The sequence below is a fragment of the Bacteroides sp. ET489 genome (assembly GCF_030518095.1).
GTDB lineage: Bacteria > Bacteroidota > Bacteroidia > Bacteroidales > Bacteroidaceae > Bacteroides > Bacteroides ndongoniae.
Window position 1 is genome coordinate 14240 of the sequence record NZ_JAULLJ010000024.1, and the last position, 17058, is coordinate 31297.

The following is a 17058-nucleotide window of genomic DNA, read 5'->3' on the forward strand; positions in this document are numbered from 1 at the left end:
TTTGTGGAGCACAAAAGTAACAATAAACTTGATACATGAGATTAGTAAAGCCTAAAAAGTTTCTGGGACAGCACTTCCTGAAAGACCTGAAAGTAGCACAGGACATCGCCGACACCGTCGACGCCTGCCCCGCCCTGCCCATACTCGAAGTAGGCCCCGGCATGGGAGTACTCACTCAATTCCTGCTGCCCAAGGAGAGGCAGGTGAAGGTGGTCGAAGTAGACTACGAATCCGTGGCCTACCTGCGCGAAGCCTACCCGCAACTGGAAGACGACATCATCGAAGACGACTTCCTGAAGATGAACCTGCGGCGCGTGTTCGACGGAAACCCCTTCGTGCTGACCGGCAACTATCCCTACAACATATCGAGCCAGATCTTCTTCAAGATGCTCGACAACAAAGACCTCATCCCCTGCTGTACGGGCATGATACAGAAAGAAGTGGCCGAACGCATCGCCGCCGGTCCCGGCAGCAAGACTTACGGCATACTGAGTGTGCTGATACAGGCGTGGTACGACGTTGAATATCTTTTCACCGTCCACGAACACGTCTTCAACCCGCCGCCCAAGGTGAAAAGCGCTGTCATCCGCATGACCCGCAACGATACCCGGGATCTGGGATGCGACGAACACCTGTTCAAGCAAGTGGTGAAAACCACCTTCAACCAGCGGCGCAAGACCCTGCGTAACTCCATCAAGCCCCTCGTCGGAAAAGACTGTCCCCTGACGGCCGATCCCCTCTTCGACCGCCGACCCGAACAGCTCTCCGTTCAGGAGTTCGTAGAGCTGACAAACTTAGTAAATGGAGAATTGAGAATGGAGAATGAATAATGTTCATTAACCGAGAACGAAGAATTTTCAATTACCAATTATCAATTATCAATCAAAACAATGGAAATAGACGAAGAATATATCGACAAAGTCAAAAGTCTGATCGAACAGAAAGACGCCGACAACGTCAAAGTCCTGCTGGCCGACCTGCACCCCGCCGACATAGCCGAGCTGTGCAACGACCTTGAACCCGAAAAGGCACGCTTCGTCTACCGCCTGCTCGACAACGAAACGGCGGCCGACGTGCTCGTAGAAATGGACGAGGACGTCCGTAAAGAGTTCCTCGAACTGCTCCCCTCGGAAACCATCGCCAAGAAGTTCGTCGACTACATGGATACCGACGATGCCGTCGACCTGATGCGCGACCTCGACGAAGACAAGCAGGAAGAAGTCCTGTCGCACATCGAAGACATCGAACAGGCGGGCGACATCGTCGACCTGCTGAAGTACGACGAAGACACCGCCGGCGGTCTGATGGGTACCGAAATGGTAACCGTCAACGAAAACTGGAGTATGCCCGAGTGTCTGAAGGAGATGCGTCTGCAAGCCGAACAGCTCGACGAAATCTACTACGTCTACGTCATCGATGACGACGAGCGTCTGCAAGGCGTCTTCCCGCTGAAGAAGATGATTACCTCGCCTTCGGTATCGAAAGTGAAGCACGTGATGAAGAAAGACCCCATCTCGGTACATGTCGACACACCCATCGACGAAGTGGTACAGATCATCGAGAAGTACGACCTCGTGGCCGTCCCCGTAATCGACAGCATCGGACGACTTGTCGGCCAGATCACCGTCGACGACGTCATGGACGAAGTGCGCGAACAGTCCGAACGCGACTACCAGTTGGCTTCGGGTCTTTCGCAAGACGTCGAAACCGACGACAACCTTGTGCGCCAAACCAGCGCCCGCCTGCCCTGGCTGCTCATCGGCATGCTGGGCGGTATCGGCAACTCCATGATATTGGGCAACTTCGACGCCACCTTTGCCGCACACCCCGAAATGGCCCTCTACATTCCCCTGATCGGTGGTACGGGCGGAAACGTCGGTACACAGTCGTCCGCCATCATCGTGCAAGGCCTGGCCAACAGCTCGCTCGACGCCAAAGACACCCTGAAGCAAGTAGCCAAAGAAGCCGTCGTGGCCAGCATCAACGCCACCATCATCTCGCTGCTGGTCTACCTGTACAACTTCATCCGCTTCGGCAGCGCCGCCACCGTCACCTACTCGGTGTCCATCAGCCTGTTTGCCGTCGTGATGTTCGCCTCCATCTTCGGCACCCTGGTGCCCATGACGCTCGAAAAGCTGAAGGTAGACCCCGCCATCGCCACAGGTCCCTTTATCTCCATCACCAACGACATCATCGGCATGATGCTCTACATGGGAATAACCGTGCTGCTGGCCTGACAACAGCAACAAGCTAACCGTACAATCGGTAAAAAAATGCCATAAAAACAAAAAAAAATCAGCAAAAAAGTATGAAATAACCTTTTTATTTCATTTATTTGTAGCCTAATGTGTAAAACCGACGGGAACAACCCGTTTCTAAAAAAGTAAATACAATGACGGACACTCATGACACTAATCTCCCCGAAAAAACCGTGGAATTAGAAGAAGAAAAAAAAGCAGCAGAGGTTTTTGAACCGGCGACAACAGAAACTCCCGCTGAAGAAAACGTTTCGGAAAAGCCGGCAGAAACAACCCCGAAACTACTGACCAAGGAAGAAATACTGGCCCGACTGAAAGAACTTGCCACGGATGTGGAAAACGTAGCCAAAACAGAAATCGACGGATTAAAGCAGGCATTCTACAAGCTGCACAACGCCGAGCAGGAAGCCGCTAAAAAGCAATTCATCGAAAATGGTGGAGCCGCAGAGGACTTTGTGCCGCAAACCGACACCGTGGAAGAAGAATTCAAAAACGCCATGTCCGTCATCAAAGAAAAAAGAAGCGCTGCCAACGCCGAGCTCGAAAAGCAGAAGGAAATGAACCTGCAGGTCAAACTATCTATCATCGAAGAACTGAAAGACCTCATCGATTCGCCCGACGACGCCAACAAATCGTACGCCGAATTCAAACGCCTGCAACAGCAATGGAACGAAGTGAAACTCGTGCCGCAGGGCAAAATCAACGAACTCTGGAAGAACTACCAGCTCTACGTTGAAAAATTCTACGACCTGCTCAAGCTGAACAACGAATTCCGTGAATACGATTTCAAGAAAAACCTCGAAATCAAGACACACCTGTGCGAGGCTGCCGAAAAGCTGGCCGACGAACCAGACGTTGTATCAGCCTTCCATCAATTGCAAAAACTGCATCAGGAATTCCGCGATACGGGCCCCGTAGCCAAAGAACTGCGCGAAGAGATCTGGACACGCTTCAAGACCGCCTCGACAGCTGTCAACCGACGTCACCAGCAGCACTTCGAAGCCCTGAAAGAGACCGAGCAGAACAACCTTGACCAAAAGACCGTCATCTGCGAGATCGTCGAAGCCATCGACTTCAACGAACTTACCAGCTTTGCCGCATGGGACAACAAGACACAGGAAATCCTTGCCCTGCAAAGCAAGTGGAAAACCATCGGCTTCGCTCCCCAGAAGATGAACGTGAAAATCTTCGAACGCTTCCGCAAGGCATGCGACGAATTCTTCAAGAAAAAAGCCGAATTCTTCAAGTCGCTGAAAGAAGGCATGAGCGAGAACCTCGAAAAGAAACGTGCCCTTTGCGAAAAAGCCGAAGCCCTGAAGGATAGCACCGACTGGAAGAAAACAGCCGACGAGCTGACCAAACTGCAGAAAGAATGGAAAACCATCGGTCCCGTGGCCAAGAAATACTCCGATGCCGTATGGAAACGCTTCATCGGCGCATGCGACTACTTCTTCGAGCAAAAGAACAAGGCAACCTCCTCGCAACGCACCGTCGAGCTGGAGAACCTCGAAAAGAAGAAAGAAATCATCGCCAAACTGGACGCCATCGGCGAAGATATGGATACAGACGAAGCTTCTCAGCTCGTCAAAGACCTGATGAAGGAATGGAACGCCATAGGCTTTGTGCCCTTCAAAGATAAGGACAAGATATACAAGCAATATCATGCCCAGATAGACAAGCTGTTCGACCGCTTCGACATCAGCGCCTCCAACAAGAAGTTGAGCAACTTCAAGACAAGCATCAGCAGCATCTCCGAAGGCAATTCACAAGCCCTCTACCGCGAGCGCGAGAAACTTGTACGCACCTGCGACAACATGAAGGCCGAACTGCAAACCTACGAGAACAATTTGGGCTTCCTGAACGCATCGTCGAAGAAAGGAAACAGCCTGCTGACTGAACTGAACCGCAAGGTAGAAAAACTGAAAAACGACATCGAACTGGTGAAGCAAAAAATCAAAGTGATCGACGAAAGCATCAAGAACGGCGATTAACCCTCTCACCAACCGACCGATAAAGACAAACTGAAAGAGGTTGTATCCGGAAGTCTCCCGTCTTTACACAGACAGGAACATACTTCCAGATACAACCTCTTCTGTTTTTCTCCAGTTAGAGAATAATTTTTCCCCAGTTAGGAAAAAAGTTTTTCCCAGTTAACAAAAAATTTTTTCCTAGTTAGGGAAAAATGAGGAGATGAAGCAGCCTTAATAACAACAGTCTGAGCCAGCCCCGCCCCTACAGAAAAAAGAAAGCATAAAAAAATCCTGCCGGACATCATCGTCTGACAGGATCTCATTTTCTTTGGTTGGGCTACCTGGATTCGAACCAGGAATGACAGGACCAGAATCTGTAGTGTTACCATTACACCATAGCCCAGTGGAACTTTATTTCCTTTTTGCGGTTGCAAAGATACGGACTTTTTTTTAATCGCAAACAAAAAACGAATATTTTTTTTCGAAAAAATGGTAAAAACCCCATTTCACCCCAATTATATACCTAAAAAACATCAAAAATGAAAGACTTTTTCCCCTTTTGCGTGTTTGATAGAAGAAATCACCGTATATTTGTCAACAGTTTTAATATAATAATGTATAATGAACGAAGCAAAAAATCTAATTCAGCAAATTACAGAAGGTATCCAAGATAAGAAAGGAAAGAAAATCGTCATCGCCGACCTCACCCAGATAGACGATACAATATGCAACTATTTCGTCATCTGCCAGGGCAATTCACCCAGCCAAGTGACAGCCATCGTAGAATCTGTCAGAGAATTCGCACGCAAGGGAGCCAACGCACGCCCCTTTGCTGTAGACGGACTGCGCAACGCCGAATGGGTAGCCATGGACTATGCCGACGTACTGGTACATGTATTCTTGCCCGAAGCCCGAGAATTCTACAACTTGGAGCATTTGTGGGCCGATGCCAAACTAACCCAAATCCCCGACCTCGATTAACAAGCAAACAAACGTATGGACAATAACAATAATACTGATAAAAAACCAAAAATGAATGTACCCAAGTTCAACCTGAACTGGCTGTACATGCTTATTGCCATGGCTTTGCTGGGACTGTACCTCACCAACGAGAGCACAACCCCAACCAAGGACCTGAGCTACGACGAATTTCAGCAATACGTACGCAACGGCTACGTCAGCAAAGTAGTAGGCTACGACGACAACTCCATCGAAGTCTACATCAAGCCTCAACACGTAGCCGACGTCTTTAAGGAAGACTCAAATAGCGTAGGCAAGACTCCCGTCATCACCACCAAAGTGCCTTCGCTCGAAAGCATGGACGCCTTCCTGCAAAAAGAGAAAGACGAACTACACTTCGACGGCACTGTCAAGTACGAAGAAAAGAAAGGCAACTTCTTGCTGGCTTTCTTCTGGCAGGTATTGCCGTTTGCATTCCTCATCGGCTTCTGGATTTTCATGTCTCGCCGTCTGAGCGGTGGCGGAGGTGCAGGCGGAGGAGGCATCTTCAGCGTGGGCAAGTCGAAAGCACAGCTTTTCGAAAAAGGTTCGTCTACACGGGTCACCTTCAAGGATGTAGCAGGACTGGCCGAAGCCAAGCAGGAAGTAGAAGAAATTGTAGAATTCCTGAAACAACCTCAGAAATATACCGACCTGGGAGGAAAAATTCCCAAGGGAGCTCTTCTTGTAGGCCCTCCGGGCACAGGTAAAACCCTACTGGCCAAGGCTGTGGCTGGTGAAGCTAACGTGCCTTTCTTCTCACTGGCAGGTTCCGACTTCGTCGAAATGTTTGTCGGCGTAGGAGCATCTCGCGTACGTGACCTTTTCCGCCAGGCCAAAGAAAAAGCCCCTTGCATCGTATTCATCGATGAGATTGACGCCGTAGGACGCGCACGCGCCAAAGCCGCCGCCATGGGAGGCAACGACGAACGCGAGAACACCCTGAATCAGCTCCTCACCGAAATGGACGGATTTGGTTCGAACAGTGGTGTCATCATTCTGGCAGCTACCAACCGTGTTGATGTGCTCGACAAAGCCTTGTTGCGTGCAGGACGTTTCGACCGTCAGATACACGTCGACCTGCCCGACTTGAACGAACGCAAAGAAGTATTTGGCGTACACCTGCGCCCCATCAAGATAGACGATACGGTTGACGTTGATCTGCTGGCTCGTCAGACACCAGGCTTTTCTGGAGCCGACATTGCCAACGTATGCAACGAAGCTGCCCTGATAGCAGCCCGCCACGGTAAGAAGTTTGTAGGCAAGCAAGATTTCCTCGATGCTGTCGACCGTATTGTAGGTGGATTGGAGAAAAAGACCAAGATTACTACCGAAGCCGAACGTCGTTCTATCGCTATCCACGAAGCCGGACACGCCAGTATCTCATGGCTGTTGGAGTATGCCAACCCACTGATTAAAGTTACCATCGTGCCTCGCGGACGTGCCTTGGGCGCCGCCTGGTATCTGCCCGAAGAACGACAGATCACGACTAAAGAGCAAATGCTCGACGAGATGTGTGCCACACTGGGCGGCCGTGCTGCCGAAGACCTCTTCCTCGGAAGAATTTCGACAGGCGCCATGAACGACTTGGAGCGTGTAACCAAGCAGGCCTATGGCATGATAGCTTACTTGGGTATGAGCGAAAAACTGCCCAACTTGTGCTACTACAACAACGAAGAATATTCCTTCAATCGTCCCTATAGTGAGAAGACAGCCGAACTGATCGACGAAGAAGTGAAGAACATGGTGAACGAACAGTATGAACGTGCCAAACGCATCCTCTCCGAGCACAAGGAAGGACACAACCGCCTGGCGCAAATACTGATCGACAAAGAAGTCATCTTTGCCGAGGACGTAGAAGCCATCTTCGGAAAACGCCCGTGGGCTTCGCGCTCGGAAGAAATCATCAACGCCAAGCGTGCCGACGAGCTGAAGAAAGCCGAGGAAGAAGAAGCACAAAAAGCCTTGAAAGCTAAAAAAGAAGTAGAGAAAGAAGCCGAAGAAAACAAAAATAAGGAAGAGAAAGAAAACAATGCTTCGGAAAACAACTCTTCTTCGGACAAATAACTAAAAGATCTAATCACTTAAACGAAAAACGTTGTGAAAAGCAATTTCATCCAACGTGCTGTCACAGGCGCGTTATTCGTCATCGTATTAGTGGGCTGTATCCTTTACAGCCCTCTTACGTTTGGCTTGTTGTTTACATTGATTGCCGCACTTAGCGTGCACGAGTTCGGATACCTGCTTAACCAAAGCGGTAAAGTCAGCATCAACCGCACCATTACCTCGCTGGGCGCCGCCTATCTGGTTCTGGCCTTGATGAGCTTTTGCACACAGGCGGCCGGTACCTACGTGTTCCTCCCCTACTTGGGACTGTTGCTGTATCTGATGATAACCGAGTTGTATCTGAAAAAGGAGAACCCCATCGGCAATTGGGCCTGCTCCATGCTGAGCCAACTTTACATAGCTTTGCCTTTCGCCTTGCTTAGTGTGCTGGCCTATCATAATTCGCCTACAACAAGTAGCGTCAGCTATAACCCCATCCTGCCACTTTCTATCTTTGTATTCATCTGGCTAAGCGACACAGGAGCTTATTGTGTCGGTTCGCTAATAGGAAAGCATCGGCTTTTCGAGCGCATCTCGCCTAAAAAGTCCTGGGAAGGCAGCATCGGCGGCGGAGTTTTCTCCATAGCCTCATCGCTGGTTTTTGCCCACTATTTCTCCTTCATGTCGGTATGGCAATGGATCGGACTTGCATTGGTGGTCGTTGTATTCGGCACGTGGGGTGACTTGACAGAGTCGCTGATGAAACGCCAACTGGGCGTAAAGGATTCGGGCAACATTTTGCCCGGACATGGTGGTATGCTCGACCGTTTCGACAGTGCGCTGATGGCAATACCGGCCAGTGTCGTCTACCTCTACATACTGACTATCTGTTGACAAGAAAAGAGCAAACATAACAAAGCATCCACCCTCTTTGCCTAAGAACTTCCTCAAAGAAGAAAAACTGCTCCAAAGAAAATAACAAAAAATAAGCGCAGATTAGCACAAAAGCATTTTAGCTCCGTGACAATCTGCGCTTTCCATTACGCCATCTGCTTGGAGTATATATTCATCAATTCTCCATAAATAAAGTGGAGTCATTCTACACTCTTTGCCTATCACAGACAAAGTTACAATAGGATGGCTTCGGAAATAAATACAAGGGACTCAATTAAAAGGATTAACGTAGCTGAACCTCTTCTAAACTCTTTTGCTCAAAATTATCAGGTACTGTAACCGCCTGAGGAGTAGAAAAATCACATGTCAGCTCCACTTCACCATTCACCTCCGAGTTTAAAGTCAGTTTCATACCTTTGGCTTCGGAAGGTATATCCAGACTTTGCAAACTAAAGGACACAATGCTGGGATAAGGATTACGATAGCCCGACAGGTTATCGTAGTCGTTGTAACGCAATTGTAAGTGAATATAGCCTTCTTCGTCGTAGTACTCGGCATCATCTTGAGGTCTTACCAGACTGATGCGATGCTTGGTATCATCCTTCGGCAGTATTTGGTAGAAAAAAAGATTGAGATAACCACCGCTCACTCCGATATCACCTTTATATATAAGAAGAGGATCGTTACCGAATTCTTCCTCATTCTCGGGGGTAAGCACTTCCACACTCTTGGTCAGAACTTCTGTCATACTCAATATTTTCACCGCATGGTCATAACCTGCATATTCGTCGGACAAGGGATTGAAAACAGTTATTACCCGCTGCCCGTCCACCGCTTCATACCAACCTAAATCTACGTTGACAGGCCACAACGTGCCCCACACATCACAATCCAAGTAAAAAGCATTTCCCGTAGTACGCACAGTGGCCCACAGGGGTGGAGTAAAATCGCCAACTGAATACCCCTCATCATCATCATCGCACGATTGGAGTATGGGCATCAGGGCCATACACAATGAAAGTAGCAACCAATGTATCTTTTTCATAATCAAAGTTTATTAAGTTTCTAAAAAGTCTTTTTATCAACGGACGTTCACTCATAAAAATACGGGAGCCGGCTATTTACTGCACCAGCTCCCGTACTTTTTAACAAATTCTAAACATCTGCGACAATTATCCTTTCTGCTTCAATAATTTCACCATCAGGTGAGCAGCTCGTGCAGGCGCCCCTGGCTCACCCAATCGTGATGCCATATAATCATAACCTGCAAGCATCTGGTTGCGATATGTTTCGTCGTACAAAATACGATGCAACTCTTCTCTAATCTGATCGACAGTCATCAGGTCTGCCACAAGTTCTCTCACGACTTCACGATTGGCTATCAGGTTAACCAGCGAGATGTAAGGTACCTTCAGCACATGCCGCTTCAAAAAGGCTATCACCTTGCCGATAGGTGTATGATAGCACACAGCCTGGGGAACACGCAACAATGCTGTTTCGAGCGTAGCTGTACCCGAAGTAACTAATGCCGCCTGCGCATGACGAAGCAAAGGATATGTCTGATTGAAAATGACTTTCACTTTCTCCCCGCCTATGTATTGCGCATAGTAGTCGGGCGAAATGCCTGGTGCTCCTGCCAATACCAACTGATACTCAGGAAAATCAGAGGCTGCCCGAAGCATATCGGGCAGATTATCTTTTATCTCCTGACGACGGCTACCTGCCAGCAAAGCTATAATGGGACGGGCATCAAGGCCATTCTTCTGCAAAAAGGCTTCGTGACTTTCAGTATAACCCTTGCAGAACGAACTTACTTCATCGACCGTAGGATTCCCAACATAATGAATAGGATATTGGTGTTTCCCCTCAAAAAAATCGACTTCGAAGGGCAGAATAGAAAACAGTTCGTCTACATCACGCTTGATATTCTTGATGCGATACTCCTTCCATGCCCAAATCTTGGGAGAAATGTAGTAATAAACAGGAATATGCGTATGCGCACGCACAAACTTGGCGATGTTCAGATTGAAACCTGGATAGTCGACCAATATCACCACATCGGGCTGCCAAGCCACAATGTCATCCTTACAACGCTTCATGTTGGCAAAGATAGTGCGCAGGTGCATCAGTACGGGTATAAAACCCATGTAGGCCAACTCGCGATAGTGCTTCACCCGCGTACCGCCCACTGCCGACATCAGGTCACCGCCCAAAAAACGGAATTCAGCCTGCGCGTCTTCTTGCTTCAAAGCCGCCATCAAGTGCGACGCATGAAGGTCGCCCGAGGCTTCACCAACGATCAGATAGTACTTCATAAATGAAGAATAAAGGATAAAGAATGGAGGCCATCAATGGCATCCACTCTTCATCCTCCGCATTAAATGTTAAAACCAGGTTTTCAGTTCGTCAATCAGGCCATAAGCCGTCACGTCGACAGTAGTAGGAGTTATGGCTACATAGCCGTTGGCCAGCGCCCAATGATCGTTCTTTTCGTTATCGGCGTCAGTATCAACAAATTCGCCTGTCAGCCAATAGTAGTGGCTATCGCCGCGATGGGCAAAATTCTCCCACTCGTTTGTCCACTGCCCCTTAGCCTGTTCGCAGATGCGCACGCCTTTCAGTTCTTTCGCATCGGGGAAGTTCACATTCAGACAGGTCAGCGCCGGCAAGCCTTTCTCCAGCACCATGCGGGCAATGTCGCGCACGTAAGGTCCTGCAGCAGTGAAATCAGCATCGGGTTCGTGACTGCACAAGGAGAAACCGATAGCGGGCACTCCCTTCAGACATCCTTCAATCACAACGCCCATTGTGCCTGAGTAATGAACATTGGTAGCCGAATTATCACCATGATTGATGCCGCCTACTACCAGATCGGGCTTACGGTCGAGTACAGTCTCGAAAGCCAGTTTCACACAATCGGTCGGCGTACCCGAACATTTATAAACAGTCAGGCCGACATCCTTGCGAACAATTTGATAGTGAATAGGTTCGTTTGTTGTCAGCGCACAAGCCGTGCCCGAACGGGGAGCATCGGGAGCCATCACCACAATCTCGCCCAACGGACGAAGAAACTTTATCAACTCGCTGATTCCTTTCGACATGATGCCGTCATCATTCGAAATCAATATTAAAGGTCTTTGATTTTCCATACTTATTCCTTATTAAAACAATGACGCAAAAATAATGATTTCGTATGGAAAAGTAAAATTAAAAAACGGAAGTAAATACATTTCTTATTCTACAAATAGTTTCTTTCGTTAAATCATGTAAAGTATACATTACTTTTAATCTTATAAACTTGCATAAATGTAAAGTATACATTACTTTTGCAATCATCAACCAATACATATATATTATGAAAACAAACTATTTGTTACCGCCATCCTACAAAACACCAGGAATGGTATTGAGCCTGCTCTTTGCATGTGGCTGCCTCTACGTATTGTTCAGCGAACAAAACGACCTCTTCGGAGAACTCCTGTACAAGATGGGCATCAACAATGCTTTCGACGAAATTTGTATCATAGGCCTGTCTGCCAGCCTGTTGCTAACAGCCTTTTCGCGCGAAAAAGACGAAGACGAGTGCATCGCCCACCTACGTATGCAAGCCTGGACACTTGCCATTGCCGTCAACTACCTGATACTGATAGTAGGCACACTCAGCCTCTACAGTTCGGAGTATCTCTCGTTCGTATTCATCAACATGTTTACGATACCCGTGCTTTTTCTGTTTATCTTCCAATGGAAACTTTATCGTTTCAGAAAGGACAACCATGAATAATACCTTAAAAGTGCAACGTGCCATCATAGGCATGACCCAACAGCAGCTGGCTGAAGCGGTCGGCGTAAGCCGGCAGACCATCAATGCCATCGAAACCAAAAAATACGTCCCCTCTACCGTACTGGCCTTAAAAATAGCCCGTACATTTGGCAAACCTGTTGAGGAAGTATTTCAACTTGAAGAAGGTGAATAATCTCCCCTCTTCAGTACCTATGCCCCAGATAACCGAAGACAAAGTCTCGAATAAGCCGCGCTTTGTCCTCGGCTTTCTGTCTGCTTATGGAGATGTAAACATCCGAATTTGTCTGCAAACATGATTTTTACTATCTTCGCAACGATCTAAAAATATACAAGTCAAATGATAGCAGACATTCTACTCATCGTCTTCGGCATCATCTGCCTGCTGGTAGGCTTGGCCGGCTGTATTCTTCCTGCCTTACCAGGCCCTCCGTTGGCTTATATCGGCATGCTTCTGCTCCATTTCACCGATCGTGCCCAGTTCAGCACCATCGAGCTAGTAGTGTGGCTCGTGCTGGTCATCCTCATCCAAGTACTCGACTATTTCGTGCCCCTATTAGGTGCTAAATATAGCGGAGGCACACGTTGGGGCACACGTGGCTGTCTGGCAGGTACCCTTGTCGGCCTATTTTTCATGCCTTGGGGAATTATCCTTGGTCCGTTTTTAGGCGCATTTGTAGGCGAATTGCTGGGAGGGCGCGAAACCAAAGACGCCTTACGTTCAGGCCTTGGCTCTCTGATAGGTTTTCTGCTCGGCACTGCCCTGAAGTGCGCCCTGTGCGGATACTTCATCTGGAAGTTTACCATAGCCCTGCTCTGATTCCCTCAATCCTCCCTGCAAGCATTCAAATAAATCTTAATCTTCACCAAGCGCAAAGGCAAAACTCAAAGATTTCCAATATAATTCCGTATATTTGCCCCCTGATGGAGAAAAGTACTCGACGAAAGCGGCAGGCTTGACAAAATCATTTCAAGTACCTCCGAAGTTATTAACAAAAAGGGCGACTTATCAACCGTTTTTGCAATCTCCTCCGGATTTTTGCAGGCGCTATCAGAAATAATCACTTATTTCGCCGCCGATAAAAATATTGAGAATATGGGAAAAATTATTGCAATGGCAAACCAAAAGGGTGGAGTAGGCAAAACAACTACCACCATCAATCTGGCGGCATCGCTGGCCACCCTTGAGAAAAAAGTGCTCGTTGTAGACGCCGACCCGCAGGCCAACGCCTCTTCGGGACTTGGAGTAGACATCAAACAAGCCGAATGCACTATCTACGAGTGCATTATCGATCGTGCCAATGTGCGTGAAGCAATCCATGACACCGAGATTGAAACGCTCAAGGTTATCTCTTCTCACATCAATTTAGTAGGCGCCGAAATCGAAATGCTCAACCTGAAGAACCGCGAACGGATACTGAAGGAAGTGCTTTCACCACTAAAGAATGAATTTGATTATATTTTAATCGACTGTTCTCCTTCGCTGGGACTGATTACTGTGAACGCACTTACCGCTGCCGACTCGGTCATCATCCCCGTGCAAGCCGAATATTTCGCGCTGGAAGGAATCAGTAAACTGCTGAACACTATTAAAATCATCAAGTCGAAACTGAATCCGGCCTTGGAAATAGAAGGTTTCTTGCTGACCATGTACGACTCACGTCTACGACAGGCCAACCAGATATACGACGAAGTTAAACGCCATTTCCAAGAACTGGTATTCAAAACCGTCATACAACGCAACGTCAAACTGAGCGAAGCACCCAGTTATGGCTTGCCAACTATCCTTTACGATGCCGACTCGACCGGAGCCAAAAATCACATGGCACTGGCCAAAGAGCTGATAGAAAGAGAAAAATAACAGGAAAAGAGAATTTGTAAAATATGGCACAAAAAAGAAATGCATTAGGACGCGGCCTGGACGCCTTGCTCTCCATGGACGACGTAAAGACTGAAGGCTCCTCCTCCATCAACGAGATCGAGCTGTCGAAAATCGTCGTCAACCCCAACCAGCCGCGACGCGAATTCGACCCCGTAGCCTTGCAGGAACTGGCCGACTCCATCGCCGAAATAGGTATCATCCAGCCTATCACCCTGCGTAAGCTATCCGACGACGAATATCAAATCATCGCCGGCGAACGTCGTTTTCGCGCTTCACAGATGGCAGGCCTCACCAGCATACCCGCCTACATCCGTACTGCCGACGACGAAAATGTAATGGAAATGGCCCTCATTGAGAACATCCAACGTGAGGACCTGAATTCTGTCGAAATAGCCTTGGCCTATCAGCACCTGCTCGAACAATACGGGCTGACACAAGAGCGTCTCAGCGAACGCGTCGGCAAGAAGCGTACCACCATAGCCAATTACCTGCGACTTCTGAAACTACCTGCCCCTGTACAGATAGGATTGCAAAACAAGTTGATAGACATGGGGCATGCCCGTGCACTGGTAACCTTGGGCGACCCGAAGTTACAAGTCAAGATATTCGAAGAAATACTGGAACATGGCTACTCCGTACGCAAAGTCGAAGAAATTGTAAAATCGCTCAGCGAAGGCGAAACCGTCAAAAGCGGAAGTCGCAAAATAGCCCCCAAACGAGCCAAGCTGCCCGAAGAATTCAACATGCTGAAACAGCAACTGTCCGGCTTCTTCAATACCAAAGTGCAGTTGACCTGTTCAGAGAAAGGAAAAGGGAAAATCAGCATCCCGTTCAACAACGAAGAAGAACTGGAACGCATCATCGGTATTCTTGATACTCTAAAAAATAAATGACAAGAAGAAATACTACATATCACGTGATTATTGCCCTGCTCTTTTGCACCCTGCAAATGGCGGGGATTGCCGTGTATGGGCAAAACCGTCCGCGAGCCGCTTCCAAAAGAATGCACTCACTGACAGCTGATACCACCAATTCAGTACGTCCACAGGCCATCGGATTAGCAGCAGACAGTCTGAGCATCGTACCGACAGACTCCACACTGACCGAAGTGGCCGATACCCCCGACTCATTATCCGTAGCAGACAGTATCGCTGCCGAAAACAGAAGAAAAATGCTTGAAATGACTTCGGCTACCAGCCCGCAGGTCAAGCCCACCCCAACCGACAGCCTGCAACAAGACCTCAACCGAAAAGTTTGGGTTCCCAATCCGACCAAAGCTACATGGCTTGCCCTTGTCATCCCAGGTGGCGGACAGATATACAACCGAAAATTCTGGAAACTCCCCATCTTCTATGGAGGATTTGCCGGATGTGCCTATGCCTTGACATGGAACAGCAAGATGTACAAAGACTATTCGAATGCCTATAAAGACGCCGTCAACGAAAAATGGGATTCGAACAGCATTTTGGACTTATTGCCACCAGGATATTTGGACCGCGTTTCGAAAACCCAATTGACAGAAACCCTCCGGAAACGAAAAGACACCTTCCGCCGATACCGTGATATGAGTATCTTTGCATTTATCGGAGTATATCTGCTATCGGTAGTCGATGCATACGTCGACGCCGAATTGTCCAACTTCGACATCAGCCCCGACCTGAGCATGCGTGTCGAACCGGCCATCATCAACAACAATCAGAGCAGCAGTTTCTCCAGCAAATCGCTTGGAGTACAATGCAGCTTCCGATTCTAAGAAAAGACAATCTTATTAAAGCACATTATAATGATAACCATGATAACAAAAAATATACGTCTGAAGCAAATCATAGCAACCTCTGCCTTACTTCTATGCACTCTGCTGCCTACCACCACCCACGCACAGAATAGCGTAGACGTGCTGATACACGAGAACGGGACCGAGCGTAAGGAAACAATTGATTTGCCTGTAAGTATGACCTATCCGCTAGACAGCCTGCTAAACGACTGGAAAGCCAAAACATACATCGACTTAGGAAAGGATTGCAGCACTTCACCAGACAATCCGCTGTTCAGCGATTCTGTATACATGGATCGTTTGGCCAAGATGCCAACCATCATGGAGATGCCTTACAATGAAATCGTACGCAAGTTCATCGACATGTACACCAGCCGCCTGCGTTCACAAGTAGCTTTTATGCTCAGTGCCTGCAATTTCTACATGCCCATTTTCGAAGAAGCACTCGATGCCTATAACTTACCGTTAGAACTGCGCTACCTGCCCATCATCGAGTCAGCCCTCAACCCTTCGGCCGTATCACGTGCAGGTGCAGCAGGCCTATGGCAATTCATGATCAGTACAGGCAAACTCTACGGTTTGGAGAGTAACAGCCTAGTAGACGAACGCCGTGACCCCATCAAAGCAACTTGGGCCGCCGCCCGCTACCTGAAAGACATGTACGACATCTATAAAGACTGGAATCTGGTCATAGCCGCTTATAACTGCGGTCCCGGCACTATCAACAAAGCTATCCGTCGTTCGGGAGGTCAAACCGACTACTGGGCCATCTACAACTATTTGCCTCGCGAAACACGCGGATATGTACCCGCCTTTATTGCAGCCAATTATGTGATGACTTACTATTGCAAGCACAACATCTGTCCCATGGAGACCAACATTCCTGATGCCACCGACACCGTGCAAGTAAGCCGCAATCTGCACTTCGAACAGATAGCCGATATTTGTGGCGTGCCGCTGGATGAAATAAAAAGTCTGAATCCTCAATACAAGCGTAGCATTATCCCCGGCGAAAGCAAACCTCAAACCCTGCGCCTGCCTGTTACTGCCATCAGTACATTCATTGACCGTCAGGACACCATCTACACACACCGCCAGGCAGAACTGTTCAAAAATCGCCGTACTGTATCTGTAGCCAGCACCAGCCGTTCATCAAAGAGCAGCAGTACAGCCAGTGGAGACGTGACCTACTACCGCATCAAAAACGGTGATACCTTGGGAGGTATAGCTGAGCGGTACGGAGTAAGTGTAAAACGGTTGAGAGAATGGAATGGACTCAGGAACAACAATATACGAGCTGGGAAGACTCTGAAGATATACAAATAAATCTTGTTCAAGTTTCTCAAATGAGAAACTTGAACTATTTTACCCCAATACTTTCTAACCTACAATTAAGCGACCGAAAGCACTTACCTTTAACTCGTCATTTGCAAATA

At 48.1% G+C, this 17058-nt stretch carries 16 protein-coding genes and 1 tRNA gene; 13 read left to right on the forward strand and 4 right to left on the reverse strand.

What is annotated here, in order from left to right; translation table 11 throughout:
* The first annotated feature begins 35 nt into the window (after nucleotides 1–35).
* The 3 genes from rsmA to Q3C19_RS12700 all read left to right on the forward strand — a co-directional run bounded on the left by rsmA (nucleotide 36) and on the right by Q3C19_RS12700 (nucleotide 4249).
* Nucleotides 36–830 carry a 16S rRNA (adenine(1518)-N(6)/adenine(1519)-N(6))-dimethyltransferase RsmA gene (gene rsmA, locus Q3C19_RS12690; RefSeq protein WP_277121223.1) on the forward strand — a complete coding sequence of 265 codons (795 nt, stop codon included), beginning with the start codon at nucleotides 36–38 and terminating at the stop codon, nucleotides 828–830.
* 66 nt (nucleotides 831–896) lie between these two features.
* Nucleotides 897–2237 carry a magnesium transporter gene (gene mgtE, locus Q3C19_RS12695; protein ID WP_277121243.1) on the forward strand — a complete coding sequence of 447 codons (1341 nt, stop codon included), beginning with the start codon at nucleotides 897–899 and terminating at the stop codon, nucleotides 2235–2237.
* 155 nt (nucleotides 2238–2392) lie between these two features.
* Complete coding sequence (locus tag Q3C19_RS12700; RefSeq protein ID WP_302729753.1) at nucleotides 2393–4249, forward strand: DUF349 domain-containing protein; 1857 nt, start codon at nucleotides 2393–2395, stop codon at nucleotides 4247–4249.
* 308 nt (nucleotides 4250–4557) lie between these two features.
* On the opposite strand, the gene Q3C19_RS12705 is transcribed toward Q3C19_RS12700, so the two are convergent.
* A tRNA-Gln gene (locus Q3C19_RS12705) sits at nucleotides 4558–4631 on the reverse strand.
* 218 nt (nucleotides 4632–4849) lie between these two features.
* Here Q3C19_RS12705 and rsfS point away from each other — a divergent pair.
* Genes rsfS through Q3C19_RS12720 form a run of 3 tightly spaced genes read left to right on the forward strand, consistent with a single transcriptional unit; the run spans nucleotide 4850 to nucleotide 8167 of the window.
* A complete protein-coding gene (gene rsfS / locus Q3C19_RS12710; RefSeq protein ID WP_022162053.1) occupies nucleotides 4850–5209 on the forward strand; it encodes a ribosome silencing factor in 360 nt (119 codons plus the stop codon).
* A gap of 15 nt (nucleotides 5210–5224) precedes the next feature.
* The gene (gene ftsH / locus Q3C19_RS12715) at nucleotides 5225–7294 is read left to right on the forward strand and encodes an ATP-dependent zinc metalloprotease FtsH (protein ID WP_302729755.1); all 2070 of its coding nucleotides are present in this window, start codon (nucleotides 5225–5227) and stop codon (nucleotides 7292–7294) included.
* A gap of 33 nt (nucleotides 7295–7327) precedes the next feature.
* Nucleotides 7328–8167, forward strand: coding sequence for a phosphatidate cytidylyltransferase (locus Q3C19_RS12720; RefSeq protein ID WP_071150446.1), 840 nt, complete (start codon nucleotides 7328–7330; stop codon nucleotides 8165–8167).
* 283 nt (nucleotides 8168–8450) lie between these two features.
* Here the strand turns inward: Q3C19_RS12720 and Q3C19_RS12725 are convergent, their stop codons facing one another.
* The 3 genes from Q3C19_RS12725 to surE all read right to left on the reverse strand — a co-directional run bounded on the left by Q3C19_RS12725 (nucleotide 8451) and on the right by surE (nucleotide 11316).
* Nucleotides 8451–9212 (reverse strand): NigD-like protein, encoded by a 762-nt coding sequence (locus Q3C19_RS12725; protein ID WP_022162056.1) that lies wholly within the window; start codon nucleotides 9210–9212, stop codon nucleotides 8451–8453.
* Nucleotides 9213–9339: 127 nt separating this feature from the next.
* Nucleotides 9340–10482: a lipid-A-disaccharide synthase gene (gene lpxB, locus Q3C19_RS12730; protein WP_302729758.1), complete on the reverse strand. Its 1143-nt coding sequence runs from the start codon at nucleotides 10480–10482 to the stop codon at nucleotides 9340–9342.
* A gap of 69 nt (nucleotides 10483–10551) precedes the next feature.
* The gene (gene surE, locus Q3C19_RS12735) at nucleotides 10552–11316 is read right to left on the reverse strand and encodes a 5'/3'-nucleotidase SurE (RefSeq protein WP_022162058.1); all 765 of its coding nucleotides are present in this window, start codon (nucleotides 11314–11316) and stop codon (nucleotides 10552–10554) included.
* Nucleotides 11317–11522: 206 nt separating this feature from the next.
* Here surE and Q3C19_RS12740 point away from each other — a divergent pair, with 206 nt between their 5' ends.
* From Q3C19_RS12740 to Q3C19_RS12770, 7 genes are all read left to right on the forward strand, one after another.
* The gene (locus Q3C19_RS12740; protein ID WP_071150829.1) at nucleotides 11523–11948 is read left to right on the forward strand and encodes a hypothetical protein; all 426 of its coding nucleotides are present in this window, start codon (nucleotides 11523–11525) and stop codon (nucleotides 11946–11948) included.
* Nucleotides 11941–12141, forward strand: coding sequence for a helix-turn-helix transcriptional regulator (locus Q3C19_RS12745; protein ID WP_071150450.1), 201 nt, complete (start codon nucleotides 11941–11943; stop codon nucleotides 12139–12141). The genes Q3C19_RS12740 and Q3C19_RS12745 overlap by 8 nt, the downstream gene beginning before the upstream one ends.
* Before the next feature lie 168 nt (nucleotides 12142–12309).
* Nucleotides 12310–12786 carry a DUF456 domain-containing protein gene (locus Q3C19_RS12750; RefSeq protein WP_113740932.1) on the forward strand — a complete coding sequence of 159 codons (477 nt, stop codon included), beginning with the start codon at nucleotides 12310–12312 and terminating at the stop codon, nucleotides 12784–12786.
* A 276-nt stretch (nucleotides 12787–13062) separates the two neighbouring features.
* Entirely contained in the window at nucleotides 13063–13827 is a 765-nt protein-coding gene (locus Q3C19_RS12755) for a ParA family protein (RefSeq protein ID WP_022162062.1), read from the forward strand.
* A gap of 23 nt (nucleotides 13828–13850) precedes the next feature.
* Nucleotides 13851–14741 carry a ParB/RepB/Spo0J family partition protein gene (locus Q3C19_RS12760; RefSeq protein ID WP_022162063.1) on the forward strand — a complete coding sequence of 297 codons (891 nt, stop codon included), beginning with the start codon at nucleotides 13851–13853 and terminating at the stop codon, nucleotides 14739–14741.
* Nucleotides 14738–15601: a DUF5683 domain-containing protein gene (locus tag Q3C19_RS12765; RefSeq protein ID WP_022162064.1), complete on the forward strand. Its 864-nt coding sequence runs from the start codon at nucleotides 14738–14740 to the stop codon at nucleotides 15599–15601. The genes Q3C19_RS12760 and Q3C19_RS12765 overlap by 4 nt, the downstream gene beginning before the upstream one ends.
* A 39-nt stretch (nucleotides 15602–15640) precedes the next feature.
* Nucleotides 15641–16948: a lytic transglycosylase domain-containing protein gene (locus Q3C19_RS12770; protein WP_288179836.1), complete on the forward strand. Its 1308-nt coding sequence runs from the start codon at nucleotides 15641–15643 to the stop codon at nucleotides 16946–16948.
* The last annotated feature ends 110 nt before the right edge of the window (nucleotides 16949–17058 follow it).

Excerpts from the sequence above, each read along its gene's own strand:
- rsmA (WP_277121223.1), top strand. The coding sequence starts at position 36 with ATGAGATTAGTAAAGCCTAAAAAGTTTCTGGGACAGCACTTCCTGAAA.
- Q3C19_RS12700 (WP_302729753.1), top strand. The coding sequence starts at position 2,393 with ATGACGGACACTCATGACACTAATCTCCCCGAAAAAACCGTGGAATTA.
- rsfS (WP_022162053.1), top strand. The coding sequence starts at position 4,850 with ATGAACGAAGCAAAAAATCTAATTCAGCAAATTACAGAAGGTATCCAA.
- ftsH (WP_302729755.1), top strand. The coding sequence starts at position 5,225 with ATGGACAATAACAATAATACTGATAAAAAACCAAAAATGAATGTACCC.
- Q3C19_RS12725 (WP_022162056.1), bottom strand. The coding sequence starts at position 9,212 with ATGAAAAAGATACATTGGTTGCTACTTTCATTGTGTATGGCCCTGATG.
- lpxB (WP_302729758.1), bottom strand. The coding sequence starts at position 10,482 with ATGAAGTACTATCTGATCGTTGGTGAAGCCTCGGGCGACCTTCATGCG.
- surE (WP_022162058.1), bottom strand. The coding sequence starts at position 11,316 with ATGGAAAATCAAAGACCTTTAATATTGATTTCGAATGATGACGGCATC.
- Q3C19_RS12740 (WP_071150829.1), top strand. The coding sequence starts at position 11,523 with ATGAAAACAAACTATTTGTTACCGCCATCCTACAAAACACCAGGAATG.
- Q3C19_RS12745 (WP_071150450.1), top strand. The coding sequence starts at position 11,941 with ATGAATAATACCTTAAAAGTGCAACGTGCCATCATAGGCATGACCCAA.
- Q3C19_RS12755 (WP_022162062.1), top strand. The coding sequence starts at position 13,063 with ATGGGAAAAATTATTGCAATGGCAAACCAAAAGGGTGGAGTAGGCAAA.
- Q3C19_RS12760 (WP_022162063.1), top strand. The coding sequence starts at position 13,851 with ATGGCACAAAAAAGAAATGCATTAGGACGCGGCCTGGACGCCTTGCTC.
- Q3C19_RS12765 (WP_022162064.1), top strand. The coding sequence starts at position 14,738 with ATGACAAGAAGAAATACTACATATCACGTGATTATTGCCCTGCTCTTT.
- Q3C19_RS12770 (WP_288179836.1), top strand. The coding sequence starts at position 15,641 with ATGATAACAAAAAATATACGTCTGAAGCAAATCATAGCAACCTCTGCC.